This is a genomic window from Pantoea sp. PvP021 (assembly GCF_054056055.1).
This window is the reverse complement of sequence record NZ_JBSRXX010000001.1, coordinates 1095517-1117159: the sequence shown is the minus strand read 5'-3', so window position 1 is coordinate 1117159 and position 21643 is coordinate 1095517. Positions and strand designations below refer to the sequence as shown.

The window sequence follows — 21643 nt, the reverse complement described above, 5'->3', positions numbered from 1 at the left end:
TGAAAGGAACATCAGTATGGGTATGCCTGCGGCCAGAGCTTCTGTGGATAAAGCGGCTCACGATGGCCCCATTCAGTGCGGCAGTCCTGACGTTATCATTGGCGGATTTCCCGCCGCCCGAAAAGGTGATGAATTTTCGTGTAAGCAACACGGTGGCGGTATTATCGTCAGCGGCTCCGGCAGCGTATTCGTTAACGGTATGGCGCTGGCCCGTCAGGGTGATAAGACGCAGTGTCATGCAGGCGGGGCGACGGCTCCCGCGAAATGTAAACCTGCGCCCCCGCAATACTGGGGAGGCTCGCTGGCGAAGAAGGCTGGTGAGGATGGGATGTTGCATGGCGAGCACTACGATGCGCGAATTTTAGGGGCGTATGCCAGCCTGAAAGACAGCACCAATGATGGTAGTTATGACACTGTGTCGACTGGGTTTTCGCTTGAAAACCTCACATTAGCGAATATGAAAAGTGACGCCCTTTTGAAAGGTGAGTTGCGGAATAAAATAGCGGATGCCAATGCAACTGGCTCACTTTACACCGGTGATAGCGGAATCTATGGCATTAATGGCAAAGCCGCAGCGGCGGGTATGCAATATGGCGCGACGGGCTCAATAGGAACAGAGAACACATTGTATGCCATCGCTACCGGCGATGTGACGCTTGGCACTGCTGATGCAAAAGCGGTTGCAGAAGTATATACCGGCAATAAAGGAAGATATGGGTTCAGCGTTGAGGGTGGCGCAGGTGCAGCGGCAGTGAAAGAGAGCGTTACGGGGAAAGTTAGCCTGTACGGTATTGTAGTAGCTGATGCTAAAGGCGGAGTACATTTAGGCGCAGTAGGTGCAGCAGGAGGTTTAACTGCCTATGCGGATGAAACCGATTACTCAGCTACAGTAAAGCTCTCAGGTAGGTTAGCTTTTATACTAGGGATAACAGGCGAAATTAATGTAAAAATTGCATTAAAACCCCTCCGCGACCTGTTTTTTGGTGAAAGGGATAGTACAGAAAAATCTGGAAGCAATGGTGGTGCAGATGGTGCTATCATCAACGGTTGCGCAACGGTTTTAGTTGGCGGTTAAATAAAGATAGGGTTGATTCTAACATGAAATTTATAGCATTTTTATTTTTCTGGATTGTAACGGTTTATTATGTCTGGAACGGAAAGGATTTTTATAATAAAAAAGAATGGGCAGGATTTGGTAAGAAGTTTGTAGGTGTGCTGGTTGGTATTGTAGTACTTGCCTTTGCGCTCAAAGGATTAGTGTTAGCTATTCCCGGATTTAGTAATGATCTTGCTGGAGATTTAATGGAAGAAATAGGCATTTCTTTTATATTTATTCTTGGCATAAAGTTTATGATTATCATGATTTGCACTTTATTTAGTGGGATTGTGGGTTTTCAAAAAAAATATAATGCTGATAATTATGCCCGAATTTCACCTGCTGCCAGTAAGTTAGTGCCTGGCATGCTCATCTTTGCAAAATGCGTGGTTTCTCTTGGCTCTATAGTCATTTATTACGGCATCTGGCTAGCGAATTAAATTAAGAAGGGAAACAGGCTATGAATTTTGAAACGGACTATACTTTTCCCCTTACGCCGGGTTTCTCTAAAGAAGAAATCGAACAACGCTTCTGGAAATGCCTTTATACATCGGCCAGAGAAGAAATGCTGCATTACTGGGTTGTGCTGCCTAAAAGCCTCAAACCTGTGGAACTGGAGCCGGTTGCCTTCCCTGATGTCGGTTTAACCAATATCGGACGCTACTTAACTACGGATGACTCACTCTATCTGGAAGTTTGGGCCGCGTATGAACGCTGCCAGTGGGAGATGAATGCGTCTGATTGGCTGTTTAAAAAACTCGCCATGATGGGCGAAAAAATCCTGCACCGCCGTCTTGTCGGTAAGGCCTCGGAAAACGGTATTTTTGCAGATGTATTGACCCTAAAAACGCACGCTTCCGGTGACGATGTGATCTCACGATACACTGTTCAAAAAGATTACAATCGGGACAGCGGCGGTGGGAACTACCTCTTATTAAAAGCGTCCTGCGCAGCACGCGACTATCCTTCGCTTGCCAATGACATCTATTTTACAGTGGTTAACTGGAATCTTCTGCACCGCAGTAACTTAGCCATGGCGGAGTTGCTGACCTCGGTAAACCTGGATGGGGAAAACACTTTTAAAATACCGTCTTCATGGCATGCCAGCGTTATTGCTGAGAACAGACTTATCGTCGATCACACGATAGGTGGTGTGAATTACGGGATCATTAATTTTTACTTTTATTCCGGTACCGTATGCCATTCCGCAGAGGATGTTTTTGAAAAGTCGACGCTACGTTTCCGGGAGCATGAGCATTCCGTCACGCTGGCGGCAAACGAGTTGGAACCCATTCCTAATGATATTAATGCTGCGCTGGGTTCGATATCGACCTGTACAGGTGAACTCTACAGCGACGAAGAGAAAATGCGCGCCTTTTACCAGAGTTACATATTCAACTGTTCAGGCTTGTGGTGCTACGTTGAACTGGTAGGGCAGCACAGGAATGATAAAAGTTATCACTTTGAAGCGAATAAACGCTGCGTAGAAATTATTCTGGCGACACTGAATATCAACGTGAAATAATACTGATCCTGCCAATTAATCATCTTTTAGCTGGCATTCCGCCTCGTAGCAATGAGTATCATGGCACCTCTTGTTAACTCTTCATGTGATCCGCTGCAACAATAAAAGACGCTTGTCTGACCCACTGGTATTGCCCGGTCGCGGGTAATACCCGGGTTAATTCACCGATTACCATTAGTCCGGGAAATCACTATGTTTGATCGTATCACCGTCCTTCTGCCGGCGGACGGCCTGCTGTTCCATACGCTTAAGGGCACCGAGACGCTGTCCCGTCCGTTTGTGCTAACCGCTGAACTGCTGGCCACCGACGCGCGCATCGACCGCCACGCCCTGCTGGGGAAGCCGGTGACGTTTACGCTGCCGACCGACGGGCTGATGAACGCGCTGAGCCCGCGCTACCTTAACGGCAAAATCACCCGGGTGGCGGTGCGCAGCCAGGAGCTGAGCGGCACCCGCTACGCTGTCTATGAGCTGACGGTTGAGCCGGACCTGTGGCCGATGAAGCGCGACCGCAACCTGCGCATCTTCCAGAGCCAGACGGTGCCGCAGATAGTGCAGACGCTGCTGAAGGAGTACGGGGTCAATGTGGAGACGCGCCTGGCGGGCAGCTACCGGGTGTGGGAATACTGCGTGCAGTATCAGGAGAGCAGCCTGGACTTTATCAGCCGCCTGATGGAGCTGGAGGGGATTTACTACTTCTTCCGCCACGAGGCGGACAAACACACACTGGTGCTGTGCGACGCGCCGGACCAGCATCAGGCGTTTTCGGGCTATGAGACCATTGCCTATCACGTCACCCCGTCGGGCGGCGTCGTCACTGAAGAGGGCATCAGCCAGTGGTCGCTGGCGGAGAGCGTGACGCCGGGCATCTACAGCACCGACGATTACGACTTCCGCAAGCCGAACGCCTGGATGCTGCAGGCCCGCCAGAACCCGGCGTCGCCGGTGCCGGGCTCGGTGGACGTTTACGACTGGCCGGGCCATTTTGTCGACCACAGCCACGGCGAGTCCTACGCGCGCATCCGTCAGGAAGTGTGGCAGGCCGAGCACCACAGCGTGAGCGGGTCGGGCACGGCTACCGGCATCGCGCCGGGCTTTACCTTCTCGATCATCAACGCGCCGCACTTCAGCGACAACGGCGAGTATCTGGTGACCTCGGCGACCTATGACTTCGCCGAAAACAGTTACGCCAGCGGTGACACCGGCGACAGCCGTCACAACATCCACTTCATGGTGCTGCCGTCGTCGGTGACTTACCGCACGCCGCCGGAAACGGCGTGGCCGAAAACGCACGGCCCGCAGACGGCGAAGGTGGTGGGACCCAAAGGCGAGTCGATCTGGACCGACCGCTACGGCCGGGTAAAGGTGAAGTTTCACTGGGACCGGCTGGCGAAGGGCGATGACACCAGCTCCTGCTGGGTGCGCGTCTCCAGCGCCTGGGCCGGCCAGGGATTTGGCGGGGTGCAGATCCCGCGAGTGAACGACGAAGTGGTGGTGGACTTCATCAACGGCGATCCGGATCGTCCGCTGATCATCGGCCGGGTTTACAACGAGGCAAGCATGCCGCCGTGGGCGCTGCCGGCGGCAGCGACGCAGATGGGCTTTTTGAGCCGGTCGAAGGATGGCACGGCGGACACCGCGAACGCGTTAAGGTTTGAGGATAAATCGGGTGAGGAACATCTGTGGATTCAGGCGCAGAAGAACATGGATACCCATGTTAAAAATGACGCCAGCCATTCAGTCGCCAACAATCACAGCCATTACGCGGGCGGCAATGAGCTCTACCGTGTCGAAACCAACCGTGTCCACGGTGTAAAAGGGGGCGAAGAGCGGCTGACCGGTAAGAGCAAACTCGATGCGGTGGTCGATACCTATGTAGTGGGTTCGGGAACTAAACTTCGCCTTGAGTGCGGAGAGAGTGCTATCGAACTGAATGCGAACGGCCAGATTAATATTGTGGGCAAGGGGTTCAATATTTTCGTGCAGGGCGATGGCCATATCACCACCTCTGGCGGCAAACTGAACCTGAACACGGATGGCGCCAAGCCGGGCACAAGCGCACCGGGATCCAGTCATAAACAAAACATCAGCCAGGCCGTAGAGAATCTGTTCCCGCCAAAACAGAAAGGACAGGCGGCTCCGGCTGCGCCAAAAGCTGCGGCGGCACCGGCGAAAGGGGCGGCTGCACCGTTAGCCAATAACCAGGTTCGAAAAGTACGTCCTTTACCTCCCGAAAAACAAGCATTCTTCGATAAAGTGTATGCTGCTGCTCAGGAAGATGAAAAGAAAACCGGCGTTCCGGCTAAAATCACCACGGCTCAGGCAATTCTAGAATCTAACTGGGGTAAAAAAATGCCCACTGATATCAAAACTGACAAGGTGAGTAACAACATTTTTGGGGTCAAGGCACATGGCTCACCGAATTATGTGGAAGACTGGACACATGAGAATATCAACGGAAAACGTGTTGCAGTACTGGATAAATTTGCCAGTTATGATTCAATTGACGAGAGCATTGAGCAGCACTCCCAGTTTTTGATTAAAAATCAAAGGTATAGTAGTTTGTTCAACTCATCTGACCCGGTAGAATGGGCTAAAGGTTTACAGGCTAAAGGGTATGCAACCGATCCTAACTATGCCAACAGTTTGATTTCCGTGATGAAAGGGAGAGGATTACTATGATTAAAATTTTATGTGCATTAGTGCTTTCATTACCACTAATGGCCTCCGCCAATGATTTCTGCAAGAATTTAAGTAGTGAGGCTAACATTAAAGGCGTGAGTTTCGACAATACAGATAATGTATACAAAGTCGGCGGTGAGGGTAGGTTGTATTTCTATTCTGCCCCAAATGAAAAATGCTTAGAAAAAGAAGTTTTTGTTGTTCCCGGCAATCAATTATATGCTTACGTTGAATACGGAAAATATTATAGTGTGATGTATGTAACTAATGATGGAAACCAGGTTGATGGGTGGGTTAAAAAAGACAGGTTAGTAGAAACACACACTGGTATAGCACCAGATTATGATGCGAAAAAATAGTTACTTTCTTTTTAAGAAGTGATGGTTAGCGTCATTGCCGATTACATGAAGTTTTGTGGTGATATTGCATTATGATTTTGTAATGTCACCCTTGGTTTTTCTAATAATTAATTTAATGAGCGTTGACATAAATATGTCATATTTTAATAGTTATAATTTAGTCTTGTTATTTCATCCATTTATTCTCATGGTGTAGTGGCGGACTTTCTGGTGTTAAACTAAAGGCATCTTATTGTATTTTAAATATAAAAATCCTTTTCACTAAGTGATATATGGAGCGATGAAGCTCAAAAAAAACGGGCGCGCACATAAATGAACAATTTATTGGCGATATGCATTTCAGTGACATCAATTATAAGTGATGCCAGAACAAAAATGATGATTTTTAAATCTAAACTGCGAACCTATTCTGGCAAAAATGAGCAGCGTGATATTGATAGCTATTTATTGGAATAATATCCATCGACACCCATGCTATCTCTATAAATTTTGATGAAAACCCAATCAGCCAGGCGCTGTAGTTCTAAACCAACCCAATCTTAACGGCTGGATTAATAGGGTTAATGATTGTCTGGATTTTAAAGGTTAATCAAATGAATAAAGTTGGATTTAGCTTGGCGGTTTTGTTGTCAATTTCTTCATTATCCTTGTTTGCTTCTGATAATTTTACTGGTCAGTGGAGTGGGCAAGAGAAAAATGATAATGGATCACTATATTCCACCCTAACATTAAAATTAAAACAGAATAATAATAACATAACGGGTAGTTATTGTTATGTGACAAGGGGCGGAAATAAAATAGATTGCCCTGATGATAATGACAGCAATCTCAAAGGTACGGCAAACGGTAAAAATGCTTTGATTGAATTTGATTCTTCATTTGGCGGAGTGAAGGGTAAAGCAAATTTAGAACTTAAAGATAATAAAGTTTTATGGAAGTTAATCAAAGACCCTGAGAATGGGGATTTTTATGCGCCAAAAACTTATAATCTTGACAAAGATGTTAGTGAAGGAGATTTAAAATCAGATATGAAGGTTTTGTCTACATCTGATTTCACGATTACTTTATTGAATAGCTGTGGGGGTTTTTATACTGTGTGTGATAAGGTTAAATACATAGGCCTCAGAAATAAAGATGGAAAACAAATTACTCTTGAAGGTAAAACTACGCAGCCTGTAAACTCAAATAAAGCTGAAGGGATGATTTTCAATAATAGCGGTGTAGATTATGTTGTGAGCTTTAATCCGCTTGAATTGAAGGTGGTACAGGGTAATAAAACGCTTGTTAAGCAAGGTGGCAAGTGGGAATGATAATTTTCATTATCACTCAAGTGAGATTTTTACTGTATTTCAAGTAATAAGAATGACATTATAATAGTGTTATGGGTTTTATTAGGGTGGTGATATGTACTCTCCACCCCACATAATTTTGAAGTGTGAGTAATTTCTTTAATTTAAAAGATTTTAATTACGTTGCTCTTAGTGATTAAATACCCTTCTATTTTTCTATTGTCAACCCCCGATAAAAACACAATGATTGTAAACCGTTATTTCGCCAGCATTGTATTTGTGCCTGTCCTCATGGTTTTATCCTGCATTGCCAGGGCCGAATCCAGCACGGAATCGACCGTTCCTGCCCTTAACGAGGGCGATTTTTCCGTTCTGCTAAACGACTATGCTTTCACTCCCGGAGACACATGGAGCAATGAAAGCTTCGTACGGGCTGGTAAGGCTCTGAGTTCAGTTCTGGCCGGAGAAGTGGCTATCAATAACCAGCAGTACAACTACTTCCAGCATAGCTATGACGGCTTTGAGTTGTTCAGCGCGGCGGCGGTGGGAGGTGCCAGCCACACGGTTCTGGCTGAGATCCTTCTGGAAAATGCCAATGTGCCGACGTCCCGAAATATAAAGGTAGGCGATAGCCTGGAACAGGTTCAGCAAGCCTATGGACCCGGAAAAGAAGATAACAGTGATAATCAGCACTGGCTTGTCTACCCGTCTGGCGGGAAACAGTTGATGTTTCAGATTGACCAAGGAAAGGTCAGTTGCATCATGTTGAAAACAGACATGGGTGCAGAGCAAAGCGAAATCAGCGCTGACCAGGCTATCAGCGCTGCAACCGAAGCAATTCATACCTGGCACCTGACCACCCTCGACGAGAAATGCCTGCGATACGATCTTGACGACAGCAGTGATGAAAGTTTCTTTATTATTACGGTTCGTGAAGATAATCACGACGCCAGTTGCGGTGGCGATCCTGATATTACGCATCGACTTTTCGACATTAAAGTTGCGCGTGATAATACACAGATACTCACTAATGCCGATAACGTTGATGGCGAATACCATAGCCTGATTCCACCCGCCACAAACAATTAATAAAACGGATACCCAATATGCATTACCAATTCAATGAGGGCGCCTTTGCGCTTTTTCCTGCTGCCTGGCAGGACACCACCATGAATATTCTCCGCGATGAAGCCAGTGGGCTGGCCTGGGTTGTGAGCCGTGGCGTTATTTCTGAGGGCAGTGATGCGGAAAAAGAGTTCCAGCGTCAGTGGGACACATTGCGGAGTCAGATGGGCCATATCCAGCAGACTGAATTTGTACGTTTGATGGCAGGTGTGGATAACACATTACACGCGGTAGAAGTTGAAACCGTATTTGACCGTAACGGGCAGGCAGTGTGGCAGAAACAGCTGGCTACACAGGTGTCTGACTCGAACATCTTAATGATTTTTACGCTATCAGCCATGCGTCCATTCAATGAAGAGGATGGACAGCGCTGGAGTGCATTTAAACAAAGCCTGAGTCTGAACAATCCACGGAAAGCATAACCTATGGATAACCCTGCTGCCCGCGTGGGCGACGAGATCATTCACTCCAGCATTTTCGCTGATATCACGAGCATTGTTGCGGAAGGTGCGGCCTATGCCGTCATTGGTGCCGCAGTGGGTGCTGCTATCGTCTCGGCAGCGCCCCTGCTGGGCACAGGGGCGGCAGCGGCGAGTGTGGCAGCCGTGGGTAACAGTTGCCTGCTCAGCGGTATTCTGGGTGGTGTACTGGCCAATGCCGTTGGTCTGTCACAAGAGATCAGCAAAGCGGCCGATGGGCTGGGAAACATGATATTCCCGCCGTCACCTGCCGGAGTAATCGCCAGTGGATCAGTGAATGTCTACGTTAATGGTCTTTTAGCCGCACGCGCGGCCGGGATGCTCACGCCTGGCGAGACACCGCCACCGGAACCGCAATCGCCGCAGAGCTTCGCCGACTATGGCGGCATGTTGCTCTCTGCGGTCGGCCAGTTTGGCAGTGCAATGTGGCAGCCCACGGTAGCCTCCGCCGATGCGGGCACCTCTCCGCTGGAGCAGGACAAAGTGGCCTGTGAAAAACACAGTGCACCACAATATCTGGCTCAGGGATCGAAAAGCGTCTTTATCAATGGCCAGCCTGCAGTGCGCGCAAAGGATAAAACCACCTGTGACGCCACCGTGAGCGACGATGTTTCCCCCAATGTCATCATTGGTGGTGAAACCGTTACGGTCAGAGAGATCAAAAGTGGCAAGGTGCCAGGTCTGGCCGTGATGATGATCGGCCTTTCCCTCATCCGTGGTCGCCCCAGTCAGATCCTGAAGAATATGCCCTGCGCGCTGGCCGGTGCCGTGGGCGGTATGGCGGCGGACATGGCTATCAATGCGGCCTTCTCGTCGCTGTTTCCGGTTCATGCGGCGACCGGCGTCAAAGTCCTTAATGATGATGCCGAGCGCGATTTTTCCCTTCCCGGACGTTTCCCGCTCAGTTTTCAGCGCAGCTATAACAGTCTGACCCAGCGCGCTGGCCTGTTTGGTCAGGGCTGGGCCACGGTGTTTGACAGCTACCTGACGCTGGAAGGGAATCGGGCAACCTGGTTTGATGACAACGGGCGCGAGCTGAGCTTTGACGTTCCCGGTGACAAAGAGGTGCTTTACAGCATCAGCGAAGGGCTGATGGTACGGCGCAACGAGTCTGGCGATATCGCCATTGCCGATGACGACGGTGCGGTATGGCGTCTTTACAGGCGCACGGCCGCTGATCCGCAGGTGCTGCGCCTGGCTTCACTGAGCGACGAGTACGGTAATGCGCTGGAGATGGGCTGGGATGAACAGGCCCGCCTGGTGCGTATCCATGACGCGCCGCTGGCGATTGACGTCACGCTGCACTACGACGACAAACAGCACGCGCGGCGTCCGACATCAGCCAGCCATTTTGATGGCGATCAGCACTGGCCATTAGCACGCTGGACCTACAATGATCGGGGCCAGCTTACCAGCGTTACTGATGCCGCAGGCGTTGTCTCACGACGCTTCCGTTACAACGACGATGGATTGATGGTCTGGCACCAACTGCCGGGCGGACTGGAGAGTGAATATCGCTGGCAGAAGCTGGATCACTGGCGCGTTGTAGAAAACCGCACCAACAGCGGTGATGGCTGCTACATGCATTACGATCTTGAGGCGGGCATCACGCGCGTGTCGACCTATGACGGTCAGCAGCGCGAACACCACTGGAATGCCGCGGGGCTTATCACCTGTTTTATCGACGAGCGCGGCGAGAAGTGGCGTTATGAGTGGGATGAAAACGAACTCCTGACGCGTCGCATCGATCCGCTGGGCAACGCGGTGAGCTTCACCTATGACGATCTGGGCAACCGTGTTGAAGAGAAGGATGCTGACGGTGGTGTGCAGGCGGTGCAATGGCTGTCACACCGTTCGCTGCCCACGGTTGTTGCCGGAGCAGACGGTTCCACAACGAAATACTATTACGATCCCCATCACGGCCTTGAGCGCGTTGTTGATGCGCTCGGGCAAAGCACGCTCTATCAGCGGGATGAGTTCGGACTGGTTGTCGAAGAGACTGACGCAGCAGGTAATAGCTACCGCCGTGAGTTTAATGATGCCGGCCAGGTTATCCGTGAAACCGACTGTTCAGGGCTGACCACGCGCTACCGTTATCATCCCCTGGGCTGGCTCAGCTGTGTCATCGCGCCGGATGGTGAAGAAACCCGTTATCACTATGATGCAGCAGGCCGTCCTCTTCAGCTGGAACGCGCAGAAGGATGGGAAGAGCGGTTGCACTGGAGTGAAAACGGACTGCCGCTGGCCTATGAGTCGGCTGATGGCAAGCGCAGTGAATTCCGTTACGACAATGTCGGGCGATTGATCGCCAACCGTAATGCACAGGGTGAGACGGTTCAGCGAAGCTGGGACAGCCGTGGCCGGTTGACGGCGCTGCAAAACGAGAACGGCGAGCAGTATCAGTTCGAGTGGGGCGCAGATTCTCTGTTGCTGGCCCAGGTCGGGCTGGATGGTGTTGCCACACGATATGACTATGATGCGGCGGGCCGCACGGTATCACGCACCTTTGCCGCCGGACATCCTCAGTCCATTACTCATCGCTATCACTGGAGCCGTGCGGGGCAACTGCTGGCGCGAACCACGCCGGAAGGCCAGACGCGCTATCACTACAGCGGTGGGGGGCAACTGGGCAAAGTGTCGCAGCATCTGCCGCTGTCTGACACCGAGTGGAGCCAGCAGGCCGAGCAGGAGATTACCTTTAAGTATGATGCGCTGGGCCGCATCGTTGCTGAGCAGGGGGAGCAGGGCGAACTGGCGTGGGAGTATGACGCACTGGGCAACTGCACTGCCTTAACCCTGCCGGATGGCCGCAACCTGAAGCAGCTTTATTATGGTAGCGGCCATCTGCTGAGCATCGCATTAGACAACCTGCCGGTCACTGAATTTACCCGTGACACGCTGCATCGGGAGCTGAGCCGGACGCAGGGCGGCCTGACCATGCGCAGTGAGTACGATCGCTTAGGCAGACTGCGCCGCCGTGACGTGTTTAAGGGTGACTCACAGCGTCCTGCACCGCGCGTCTGGTCCCGCCGGCGCGACTTCGATTACGGCAACAACCTGATCCGTGAAGAGCGCGACGATAATCCTTTCAGCCAGACATTATGGAACTACGATAACGCCGGCCGGCTGTTGTCTCAGGACGGTGCGCAGCCGGGTAATGAGCAGTGGCGCTGGGATAGCGCAGGCAACCCGCTGGATCGCCATAGTGCCGCACATGTCCTGCATAACCGCGTTACCGAACTGAACGGTATCCGCTGGCAGTACGATATTCATGGCCATACCACTGAGAAAGATGACGGTCACACCCGCTGGCGTTATCGCTATGATGGGGAGCATCGCCTGACGGATGTGATCAGCGAGCCGCGGGACCGCAATAAGCCGCGCACAAAGGTGAGTTTCCGCTACGATCCGCTGGGACGCCGCATCAGTAAAACCAGCCAGCAACTGTTGCAGGGAAGACCGTCTGGCAACGCCGTCACGACGCGCTTTGTGTGGGAAGGCTACCGCCTGCTGCAGGAAATCCACGACGGCACTCCGCTGACCTACGTTTACAGCGACAGCCAGAGCTATGAACCGCTGGCCCGTATTGATGGCGTGGAAAGCCCGGAGATTTACTGGTTCCATAATGCTGCTAACGGAATGCCGGAACTGCTGACTGACGGTGAAGGGCAAAAAGCCTGGGAAGGTATCAACAGCCCGTGGGGCAAGCTGCTGCGCGAGTCCAGCCAGCGGATGCCAGTTATTCAGCAGAACCTGCGTATGCAGGGCCAGTACCTGGACCGGGAAACCGGACTGCACTACAATCTGTTTCGTTATTATGATCCGGACAGCGGACGGTTTACCCAGCAGGACCCGATAGGGCTGGCGGGCGGGATTAACCTTTACCAGTATGCACCGAACGCGCTGGGTTGGGTGGATCCATGGGGGCTGAGTAGGTGCTCAAGTGCCAGACCAACTAAACAGTTGCCACCACATATTGAAGGTGAGTATCTATATCGAGGTATATACCGCGGACATCCAGATGAAGCTAATGCTCTCAGGGGGCATGTCGCCCCTGGCAATCCTAAATCAAACATTACTGAAGATGAACATAATCTAGGTGAAGTCTCAGCAAATAGTCCGTTTACTTCATGGACTAGAGATCCTGATATTGCGAGAAAATTTGCCAAAGAAGACGGTGTGGTTTTGAGAGTCAAGACAGGAGCCCCTCCAGAAGGAGCTAGTTGGTCATGGGCTTGGTCACCAGATAGATACTATGAGCAGGAAGTCCTTCTGAGAGGACCTCGAAGCGGAGACATTGAGGTATTTTTGCCATGATTAAAAATAGTAGTGAGAAATTAATTTTAGATTCATTGGCACCAGAAATACTACGGGATTATATTGATCTTGCAGATGCAAATAATTTAATTTTAATAAAGAAGCTCAAAAAAAGAACGCTTGAAGAAATGGATATTCATATCGAAAATGTCAGAAAGAATGGCGGTGATATTATTGGGTATTCTGAACTAAAAAATAAGCTTTATGATGTCGGTGATGAGTACGTGCATATATTAAGTGGGTGTGATGAAAAATATGGATTTGATCTTTATCTTGACGAAAATAAAATGAAATCACTGGGTGTATTAATTGTTAAACTCAGAGTAAAGAGTGAGGATGAATTAAAGTGGGAAAGGGATAAGTTAGGAATTACACGCCCATGAGTTTATGCCGGAAGGGATCTAAATTTTCTTCCGGTATTTATTAAATGGTTAGCAATGATGTAGTATTAATTTAATTCCGTTAATGGAGTGAGCTTTTTCATTAACACTTGTTATTACATCATCAAAGCCAGTAGCTGCATATCAGGCCTTGAAAATTCATCACGCCGCTATATTTTTAAATTTTAACCTTCTGAACTTATGTTTCCAGCTTCTTTAGCACCTTGCTCGCCATTGTAATTAATAAAGTCTTCAAACGCGATGGACTGGGCGCGGATTAAGTCTTTCTGGAAGTCGGTATGTATTTACCGGCTGCCTGTGGCGTAGTTGCCCCAGCCGGGATGGTCCATATATGCACTTCTTTGACGCCTGCGGTTTAGGCTAAACTGCGTAAGCCAGTCTCCCTCCAGACACATCCGCCGCTAGCTTTCTGAAAAAAGAGTAATACTTTTTGATAATAATCATATATTTCTGGAGGGGTAAATGGATTGTCATTCATATAATAACGTGCTTGACTATCTGAAAGAGTTTTTCAAAACCAGGGTTGAATCACCCACTTATCTTGAAGAATTAATATACCTAATTGAAGGTTCTCGCTCTGAAAAGACTGTAACAATCAGGACTATATATCAAAAGTATATGCAATACATAAAAGAAAATAGAGATGTTGTTAGAGTTATTCCTGGTGAAAAAGAAATGTGGATAGAATTACTGGATCACTGGCAGTAAGAGTGAGTTTGTAAATTTATTATAGATTGTCCCGGAGGTAAGTGTATTTTTCATGAGTAAATGCTTTTTTATGATTTTTTGTTCAAGGAGACAAAAACCATGCACTTGATAAAATTATTTAAAATACCTTTGTAAAGTGTATGTTTAATATATGAGGATGGGTAAATTAAAGTAGGGAGTTTACCAAACAGAGTCGCCATACTAAACTCAACAGGATTACGTATGCCATCTGGCAATGATTTGGGTCAAACGATTTTTCGGGTGCCAGATAGGTATAAACCTAGAGGAGTTGCTTAAGCATTCGTAGCTCCATCACTTTTGAATCGAGAGGTTATCAATAAAATTTAAAGTAAGGAGTGTATAATGGTAAAAGCTATTTTTAGCGCCTATGGTATGTTTCTTACTCAAGAAAATGGCAAATATTATATCAACTATGATGCTGGTGGAGTTACTAATAAAGATGTTAAATGTGAGATAAGCGTAGAAGAGTTTAATAAGGCAAAATTAAGCGAGCAAGATGCTTATGAAGTAATAATATGCACTCAAGTTAGAGATAAAACAAACCATTCATAGTAGGTTGATGAGTTTTATTTTTAATTGCATTGATTTCAAAGGCAGTAAAATATTTTTATAAAGTGTTTTATTTGCCATAGATGCAAGCTGCCAGTAACGCGTGTTGATGGTGTTTAAAGCCCGGAGATTTACTGGTTCCGTAATGCGGCCAACGGAATGCCGGAACTGCTGAAAGACGCTGAAGGGCAAAAAGCCTGGGAAGGTATCAACAGCCCGTGGGGCAAGCTTCTGCGTGAGTCCAGCCAGGGTGTTCCTGTGGCGGAGCAGAACCTGCGTATGCAGGGCCAGTACCTGGACCGGGACAAATTTGCATAAGCAAATTTGAACATCGCTTCAGCGATGGCCCCAGGGGGGTGAGGCACCGCAGGGGCCGAATCAACCGGACTGCACTACAATCTGTTTCGTTATTATGATCCGGACAGCGGACGGTTTACCCAGCAGGACCCGATAGGGCTGGCGGGCGGGATCAACCTCTACCAGTATGCGCCGAATGCGCTGGGTTGGGTGGATCCTTGGGGGCTGACAGCATGTGGTGATAAACCAACAAAGCGGTTACCCGAGGCTGAGCAAGGGCAATATAATTACAGAGGGATACATAAAGGTCATCCTGAATGGGATAATGCTTTGAAAGGTAAGGTTGTACCGGGTAATGTAAATTCTAAAATATCTCCTGAAGAGCATAACTTCGGCGGTGTGTCTGGAGATAGTCCATTTACTTCATGGACTGATGATCCTGCTGTTGCGCGAGGGTTCGCTGGTGCAGAGGGTGTTGTGCTCAGAGTTAAAACGGGAGCACCTAAACCAGGTGATGCCTGGTCGTGGGAATATTCCTTTGATGAATGGATGGAGCGAGAGATATTAATGAAAGGAGTTCGGTTTGGTGATGTGGAGGTATTTCTGCCGTGATTGACTTAAAAGCATCCAAGCTTATAGATGAGCATTTTCCTGAGATTTACAAGGGCTTATTGAACAATAATGGCAATAATAAAATTGCTGCCTTTGAATGCAATAAAGAAAATGAATTGCGCTTGATGAAAGTTCATTATGAGAATGCTAAACGCTCAGGATTAAATGCGATAGGCTTAGAAAAGCTAATAACCGAACTGGAGAAAAACCATGAGGATACAGTGTTCCTTATTAACATAAGGAATGAAGGGTATTTTTTTAAATTGTATCTTGGCCAAAATTTACATGAGTTATTAGGATATGTCATTTTAGAGTTAAGGAAGAAAACTGAAGAAGAACTACGCTGGGGGCGTGAAGTTTTGGGTATTAAGAATAAAAATTCTGATATTTAAAAGATTATTTCCGTTTTGGGATTTTCTGTTGCGCTGATATAAGCCGGCCGGGTCGCTGGCATTCGTCATGAATGTCTCGCCAGCGGCCCGGCGTTAAATATTCTATAAGCCATTTTACCTTCTCCTGCTCCGGTCCATAGCCCATCCTTTCTGCCTGCATAAACATCTCCTTTTCCTATGGCTCGCCCCATATTTTAATCTGACCTCCCTCCAATCCCCCTGAAAAACCCACCCATCATCACTATTACCTCTGGCTATAACCTGCCGTTATACCCTCCTGCTAAACAAGCATTCGTCACCTTTCAGAACGCATGAAATAGTGGTTTCAGAACCTGATCTTTTGGCTGAAACGAGAGACAACATGCTAATCCCACAACCCTATTTACTCTTTCTTGGTGATGTCACCGATCCCCTTGCGGCAAAAACGGCGCGCGGTATTCATATCTGGCGGCCGGAGCAGTGCGTTGGCGAAATTAAACTGCCGGGCTGCACGGTCAGTCTGGGTCTGGATGAACTGGATATTCCCGGCGCCAAAGCGCACGGCGCAAAAACGCTGGTGCTTGGCACTGCCAATGCCGGGGGCTATCTGCCAGAACACTGGCTGGAAACGATCAAAAGTGCCATCAAAGCAGGCATGAATGTGGCCAGTGGTCTGCACCACCGACTGGTGGATGAACCGGAACTGGTGACGCTTGCACAGGCTTCTGGCGTTGAGCTTTTTGACCTGCGTCATATGCGTCCAGCGCTCAGTGTGGGCAGCGGTAAGAAGCGTTCAGGTAAGCGGATACTGACCGTCGGTACGGACTGCTCAGTGGGCAAGATGTACACCTCACTGGCGCTGGAAGCGGCGATGCGTGCGCGCGGCCTGAAAGCTGATTTTCGTGCCACGGGGCAGACCGGCATTCTGGTCGCAGGGGAGGGCATCGCTGTCGATGCGGTCATCGCTGATTTTATTGCCGGTGCAGCAGAAGCGCTTTCACCGGCGAATGACGAGGACCACTGGGATATCGTTGAAGGCCAGGGCTCACTGTTCCATCCCTCCTATGCGGGCGTGAGTATGGGGCTGATGCACGGTGCGCAACCACACTGGCTGGTTATGTGCCATGAAATGGGACGACCCCATATGCGTCATTTGCCACACCAGCCCATGGTCAGCCTGCAGGCGTGCGTTGAAGCCAATCTGCGAGCCGCGCAGGTGACCAGTGAGTCTGTTCAACTCGCTGGCTTTGCTATCAATACCTCCAATTACAGCGAAGAAGAGGCGCTCGCTTATTGCGCCGAAATCAGCGCTGAGTTTGGTTTACCGGCCACAGATCCTGTGCGTTTTGGTATTGATGAGATCGCCGCACTGCTTCAGGAGCGTGGCTGAAATGAGAAAGTTGCAGATTGATGTGGTGGAGCTGCCGCTGGCGCGACCCTTTGCTATCGCACGCGGTACCCGTACCGCCGTGACGGTCATCCGTGTCACCCTGGAGCAGGAGGGATTCATCGGGCAGGGCGAATGCACACCAACGGCCCGCTACGATGAGACACCGGATAGCGTTCAGGCCATGCTCGAAGCGGTACGCACTGACATTGAGTCGGGCCTCAGCCATCATGATCTGCAACACCGCTTACCCGCCGGTTCAGCGCGCAACGTGCTGGACTGTGCACTATGGCGACTTGATGCCGCACGGGCTAATCAGACGCTTTGGCAAAAGAGCACCTGCTCTCAGCCAGAGTCGGTCATTACGGCAGAAACCCTTAGCCTCGATACGCAGGAATGTATGGCTCTGGCGGCGGCGGATGCCGTATCACGTGTCGCCCTCCTGCTCAAAATTAAGCTCGACCGTAATGCGATCCTGGAAAAAGTAGCGGCGATTCGCGCGGCGGCACCGCATGCCACGCTCATTATCGATGCCAATGAAGCCTGGTCGGGTCTGGAACTGGAAAGCCTGCTGGTGGCACTGAAGGCCTTCAACATCGCGATGGTGGAGCAACCCCTTCCCGCCGGACAGGACCATGACCTGTTACGTTTCAAACATCCCATACCGGTCTGTGCCGATGAGAGTTGCCATACGCGGGCGGATATTGCCGGACTACGTGATCGCTACGAGGTGATCAACATCAAGCTGGATAAGTGCGGTGGCCTGACTGAAGCGCTGGCGATGGTGGATGAAGCCCGGACGCTCAATATGCGCATTATGGTCGGTTGCATGCTGGGCTCGTCACTGGCCATGGAGGCCGCATTACCCGTCGCGGTTAACGCTGAGTTCGTCGATCTGGATGGCCCCATCTGGCTAGCCGCCGACAGTTCTCCTTTCCTGAGCTACTCCCAAGGCCGTATCTGGCTATAACTCTGTGAGGCGACGATGACGGACACACAACGTACTTCCCCTGCAACCCGCGCTGCCTCTGCCTCTCCCGTGCTGGCGATTCAGGATCTCAGCGTCTCGTTTCATGGACGCAGCGGTGAGAATCAGGCACTCAAAGGCATCAGTTTTGCCATTCATCCAGGTGAAATCGTCGCCGTCGTGGGTGAAAGCGGCTCAGGTAAATCTGTCACGTCGCTGGCTGTGATGGGCTTGCTGGCAAACAACGGACGTGTCGATGGCGGCAGCATGCAGTTCCGCGACCGCAGCGGAAAAATGCATGCGTTAGAAAAGCTGGATGATGCTCAGCGCCGCACGTTGCGTGGCCGTGAAATGGCGATGATCTTTCAGGAGCCCATGACCTCGCTGAATCCGGTGCTGCGCATTGATGATCAACTTACCGAGGCATTACGCGATCATCAGCAGTGCGACAGAAAGCAGGCCCATACGCGGGTGCGTGAATTGCTGCGCCAGGTGCGTATCGCCGATGTGGATCGCGTCATGAAAAGCTATCCTCACTCGCTGTCAGGCGGCATGCGGCAGCGTGTGATGATTGCGCAGGCCCTTGCCTGTGACCCACAACTCCTGATTGCTGACGAGCCTACCACAGCGCTGGATGTCACCGTACAGGCGCGCATTCTCCATATTCTGCGTGAACTGCAACGTGAGAAACAAATGGCGGTGCTGTTTATCACTCATGATATGGGCGTGGTAGCGGAAATCGCCGATCGCGTGGTGGTCATGCTGCGTGGCGAAGTGGTAGAGCAGGGAACCGTGTCTGAGATTTTTGCCGCCCCGCAGCATGCGTATACCAAAGCGTTACTGGCGGCAGTACCAAAACTCGGTGATATGCGGGAACACACATGGCCGCAACGCTTTCCTATGCCCGGTGCCCGCGAGACTGTGCAAGGCGAACAGCATACCGCTCGCTATGACGTGGCGCCGCTGCTGGATGTGCGCGGATTAAAAGTCTATTACCCGATTCGCAGCGGCATCTTATCGAGCCTGACGCATCATGTGCATGCGGTTGAGCAGATTGATTTCAGTCTGTGGCCAGGTGAGACCCTGGCCATCGTGGGTGAAAGCGGCTGCGGCAAATCGACAACCGGACGGGCGCTGATGCGCCTTATCAACAGTGAAGCTGAAAGTATTCACTTTGAAGGAAAGGAAATCTCTGACCTGAAAGAGGCAGAATTCCAGCCGCTCCGCCGTGAAATTCAGATGGTGTTTCAGGATCCCTATGCGTCACTGAATCCCCGCCTGACAGTGGGTTTCACCATTGCCGAGCCGTTGCTGTTACATGGCATGGTCTCCTCGCTTGAACAGGCTTCCCCACAGATAGACGCGCTGCTGAAGAGCGTCGGTCTCCTGCCAGAGCACGCGCGTCGTTATCCGCACGAATTTTCTGGCGGTCAGCGTCAGCGTATTGCTATTGCCCGCGCCATGGCGCTGAAACCGAAAGTGATTATTGCTGATGAAGCGGTATCGGCCCTTGATGTCTCGATTCAGGCGCAGGTGGTCAATCTGATGATGGACCTGCAGCAGCAAACGGGCGTGGCATGGATTTTCATCTCTCACGATATGGCGGTCGTCGAGCGTATTGCTAATCGCGTCGCGGTGATGTACCTCGGCCAGATTGTGGAGCTTGGACCGCGTCAGTCGGTATTTAATCAGCCGCAACACCCCTATACCCAACGACTGCTGGCCTCCGTGCCGGTAGCGGATCCCGAAAACCGTCAGCCCCGTATTTTCGATGACAGCGAAATCCCCTCGCCGTTGCGTAAGGTGGGTGAAACGGTCACTAAAACCCGATATCGGCAGGTTGCCCCCCAGCACTGGGTAGCTGACGGCATTGCATTGCAATAATCCTTAACGACCAGGAGAATTTATGAAAACGCTGTTTCGCCGTACTTCGCTCGCCCTCGCATTGACGACGACGCTGGTCATGACTGCGCAGGCACAGGATCTGCGCATTTCAATGTATGCCGATATCACGGGGCTGGATCCGCACGACACCTCGGATAATGTCAGCTACTCGGTTCAGAGCGGCATCTTTGAGCGCCTGTTCCAGTTTGATTCCCGGATGAAGCTGCAACCCTGGCTGGCGACCGGTTATACCTCTAATGACAGTGCCACCGAATTTACGCTGACGCTGCGCAAAGGCGTTACCTTCCAGGACGGTACCCCTTTTGATGCAGAAGCCGTCAAAGCGAACCTTGATCGTCTGGCAGATCAGAAAAAAGGGCTGAAGCGTAACAGCCTCTACAAAATGATTGATAAGGTCACGGTGCTGGCACCCGACCAGGTAAAAATCGATCTGAATCAGTCGTTCGGTGCCTTTATCAACACCCTGGCGCATCCTTCCGCGGTGATGTGGAGCCCGTCAATTCTTAAGCAATATCCGGACGAAGCGCAGTTGCGACTGCATCCGGTGGGAACCGGTCCGTTTACCTTTGTCGACTGGAAACCAGGCAAAGCCGTTACGCTGGCCAGATATGCAGGTTACTGGCAGCAGGGATGGCCTAAAGTCGACCATGTCATCTTCTCTCCAAGTCCCGAAGATGCGACACGGGTGGCAGCGTTGAAGTCGGGTCAGGTGGACGCCATCTGGCCATTGCCTTCAGACCTCATCGCAGCCGTTCAGCAGGACAGCCACCTCTCCATTCAGCGCGATCCGAGCATTTACCTTTATTACATGGCGATCAACACGCAGCACAAGCCGCTGGCCGATGTTCGGGTGCGTCAGGCGATCAACTATGCGATTGACCGTAATCTGTGGCTGAAAGTGGCCTTTGCCGGTCTGGGCAAACCTGCCACATCCGCGATCCCGGAAGGCGTACAGTTCTATCAAAAACAGGGCGATCCTGATTACGGCTATGCGCCGGATAAGGCCAAAGCCTTGCTGAAAGCGGCGGGTTATCCGGAGGGACTGGATCTTAAGCTCTGGGTGACCAACGCCACGGCCAGCGTCCGTGCCGCTCAGGTGCTGAAAGCGCAACTGGCCACGGCAGGCATACGTGTCACGGTAACACCGATGGATTCCGGCACGCGCAACGCTAAGTTGTGGGGCGTTCAGGACCCGAAAAAGGCGGAGTTTGACCTCTATTATGGCGGCTGGTCGACCTCTACAGGGGATGCCGACTGGGCGCTGCGTCCGCTGTTTGCCACCGAGTCCTGGGTTCCGACCTCGTATAACGTCTCCTACTTCAGTAACGCTGATGCAGACAAAGCGATTGCTGCCGGGCTGGCGACGGCCGATCCGGCAAAGCGTGGCATCGCCTATGCACAAGCGCAAAAGGTGTTGTGGAAAGAAGCACCGGTGGCGTTCCTTGGCACGCCAGACAATCTGGTCGGCAAACGCAACACGCTGAGCGGCGTTTCGATGCTGCCTGATGGCAATTTACTGTTCACTCAGGCGTCCTTTAAATAAGACGGTCTCT

17 protein-coding genes and 2 pseudogenes are annotated in these 21643 nt (G+C 50.7%); 18 read left to right on the top strand and 1 reads right to left on the bottom strand.

What is annotated here, in order from left to right; genetic code table 11:
• Positions 1–16: 16 nt before the first annotated feature.
• The 10 genes from ACVKSX_RS05120 (at position 17) to ACVKSX_RS05075 (ending at position 13255) form a co-directional block, all read left to right on the top strand.
• Complete coding sequence (locus tag ACVKSX_RS05120; protein ID WP_033757377.1) at positions 17–1075, top strand: PAAR domain-containing protein; 1059 nt, start codon at positions 17–19, stop codon at positions 1073–1075.
• A gap of 23 nt (positions 1076–1098) precedes the next feature.
• Positions 1099–1536, top strand: a complete 438-nt coding sequence (locus tag ACVKSX_RS05115; protein ID WP_033757379.1) for a hypothetical protein — start codon at positions 1099–1101, stop codon at positions 1534–1536.
• Between the two features lie 20 nt (positions 1537–1556).
• Positions 1557–2621, top strand: a complete 1065-nt coding sequence (locus tag ACVKSX_RS05110) for a hypothetical protein (RefSeq protein WP_064691210.1) — start codon at positions 1557–1559, stop codon at positions 2619–2621.
• Between the two features lie 192 nt (positions 2622–2813).
• The gene (tssI, locus tag ACVKSX_RS05105; protein ID WP_064691211.1) at positions 2814–5303 is read left to right on the top strand and encodes a type VI secretion system tip protein TssI/VgrG; all 2490 of its coding nucleotides are present in this window, start codon (positions 2814–2816) and stop codon (positions 5301–5303) included.
• Positions 5300–5662 carry a hypothetical protein gene (locus ACVKSX_RS05100; protein ID WP_060680008.1) on the top strand — a complete coding sequence of 121 codons (363 nt, stop codon included), beginning with the start codon at positions 5300–5302 and terminating at the stop codon, positions 5660–5662. Before tssI ends, ACVKSX_RS05100 begins: the two co-directional genes overlap by 4 nt.
• Before the next feature lie 593 nt (positions 5663–6255).
• A complete protein-coding gene (locus ACVKSX_RS05095; RefSeq protein WP_223564782.1) occupies positions 6256–6972 on the top strand; it encodes a hypothetical protein in 717 nt (238 codons plus the stop codon).
• A 222-nt stretch (positions 6973–7194) separates the two neighbouring features.
• Positions 7195–8040, top strand: a complete 846-nt coding sequence (locus tag ACVKSX_RS05090; protein WP_064691212.1) for a hypothetical protein — start codon at positions 7195–7197, stop codon at positions 8038–8040.
• Positions 8041–8057: 17 nt separating this feature from the next.
• Positions 8058–8498, top strand: coding sequence for a DcrB-related protein (locus ACVKSX_RS05085; protein ID WP_064691213.1), 441 nt, complete (start codon positions 8058–8060; stop codon positions 8496–8498).
• 3 nt (positions 8499–8501) lie between these two features.
• Positions 8502–12872, top strand: a complete 4371-nt coding sequence (locus ACVKSX_RS05080; RefSeq protein ID WP_354438459.1) for an RHS repeat-associated core domain-containing protein — start codon at positions 8502–8504, stop codon at positions 12870–12872.
• The gene (locus tag ACVKSX_RS05075) at positions 12869–13255 is read left to right on the top strand and encodes a hypothetical protein (protein WP_022625799.1); all 387 of its coding nucleotides are present in this window, start codon (positions 12869–12871) and stop codon (positions 13253–13255) included. The genes ACVKSX_RS05080 and ACVKSX_RS05075 overlap by 4 nt, the downstream gene beginning before the upstream one ends.
• Before the next feature lie 182 nt (positions 13256–13437).
• Here the strand turns inward: ACVKSX_RS05075 and ACVKSX_RS05070 are convergent.
• Positions 13438–13628 (bottom strand): annotated as a pseudogene (locus ACVKSX_RS05070) (DUF933 domain-containing protein); the annotation flags it as partial.
• A gap of 107 nt (positions 13629–13735) precedes the next feature.
• On the opposite strand from ACVKSX_RS05070, the gene ACVKSX_RS05065 reads away from it, so the two are divergent.
• The 8 genes and pseudogenes from ACVKSX_RS05065 to ACVKSX_RS05030 all read left to right on the top strand — a co-directional run bounded on the left by ACVKSX_RS05065 (position 13736) and on the right by ACVKSX_RS05030 (position 21633).
• A complete protein-coding gene (locus ACVKSX_RS05065) occupies positions 13736–13981 on the top strand; it encodes a hypothetical protein (RefSeq protein ID WP_022625798.1) in 246 nt (81 codons plus the stop codon).
• A gap of 363 nt (positions 13982–14344) precedes the next feature.
• Positions 14345–14554 carry a hypothetical protein gene (locus ACVKSX_RS05060; RefSeq protein ID WP_022625797.1) on the top strand — a complete coding sequence of 70 codons (210 nt, stop codon included), beginning with the start codon at positions 14345–14347 and terminating at the stop codon, positions 14552–14554.
• A gap of 90 nt (positions 14555–14644) precedes the next feature.
• Positions 14645–15460, top strand: a pseudogene (locus ACVKSX_RS05055) (RHS repeat-associated core domain-containing protein); the annotation flags it as partial.
• Entirely contained in the window at positions 15457–15852 is a 396-nt protein-coding gene (locus tag ACVKSX_RS05050) for a hypothetical protein (RefSeq protein WP_233267941.1), read from the top strand. The pseudogene ACVKSX_RS05055 and the gene ACVKSX_RS05050, both read left to right, overlap by 4 nt.
• A 361-nt stretch (positions 15853–16213) precedes the next feature.
• Entirely contained in the window at positions 16214–17221 is a 1008-nt protein-coding gene (gene dgcN, locus ACVKSX_RS05045) for an N-acetyltransferase DgcN (protein ID WP_354438458.1), read from the top strand.
• A gap of 1 nt (position 17222) precedes the next feature.
• Positions 17223–18188 carry an N-acetyl-D-Glu racemase DgcA gene (gene dgcA / locus ACVKSX_RS05040; RefSeq protein ID WP_354438457.1) on the top strand — a complete coding sequence of 322 codons (966 nt, stop codon included), beginning with the start codon at positions 17223–17225 and terminating at the stop codon, positions 18186–18188.
• A gap of 15 nt (positions 18189–18203) precedes the next feature.
• The gene (locus tag ACVKSX_RS05035) at positions 18204–20069 is read left to right on the top strand and encodes an ABC transporter ATP-binding protein (RefSeq protein ID WP_354438456.1); all 1866 of its coding nucleotides are present in this window, start codon (positions 18204–18206) and stop codon (positions 20067–20069) included.
• Positions 20070–20091: 22 nt separating this feature from the next.
• Complete coding sequence (locus ACVKSX_RS05030; protein WP_228312183.1) at positions 20092–21633, top strand: glutathione ABC transporter substrate-binding protein; 1542 nt, start codon at positions 20092–20094, stop codon at positions 21631–21633.
• Positions 21634–21643: the final 10 nt, after the last annotated feature.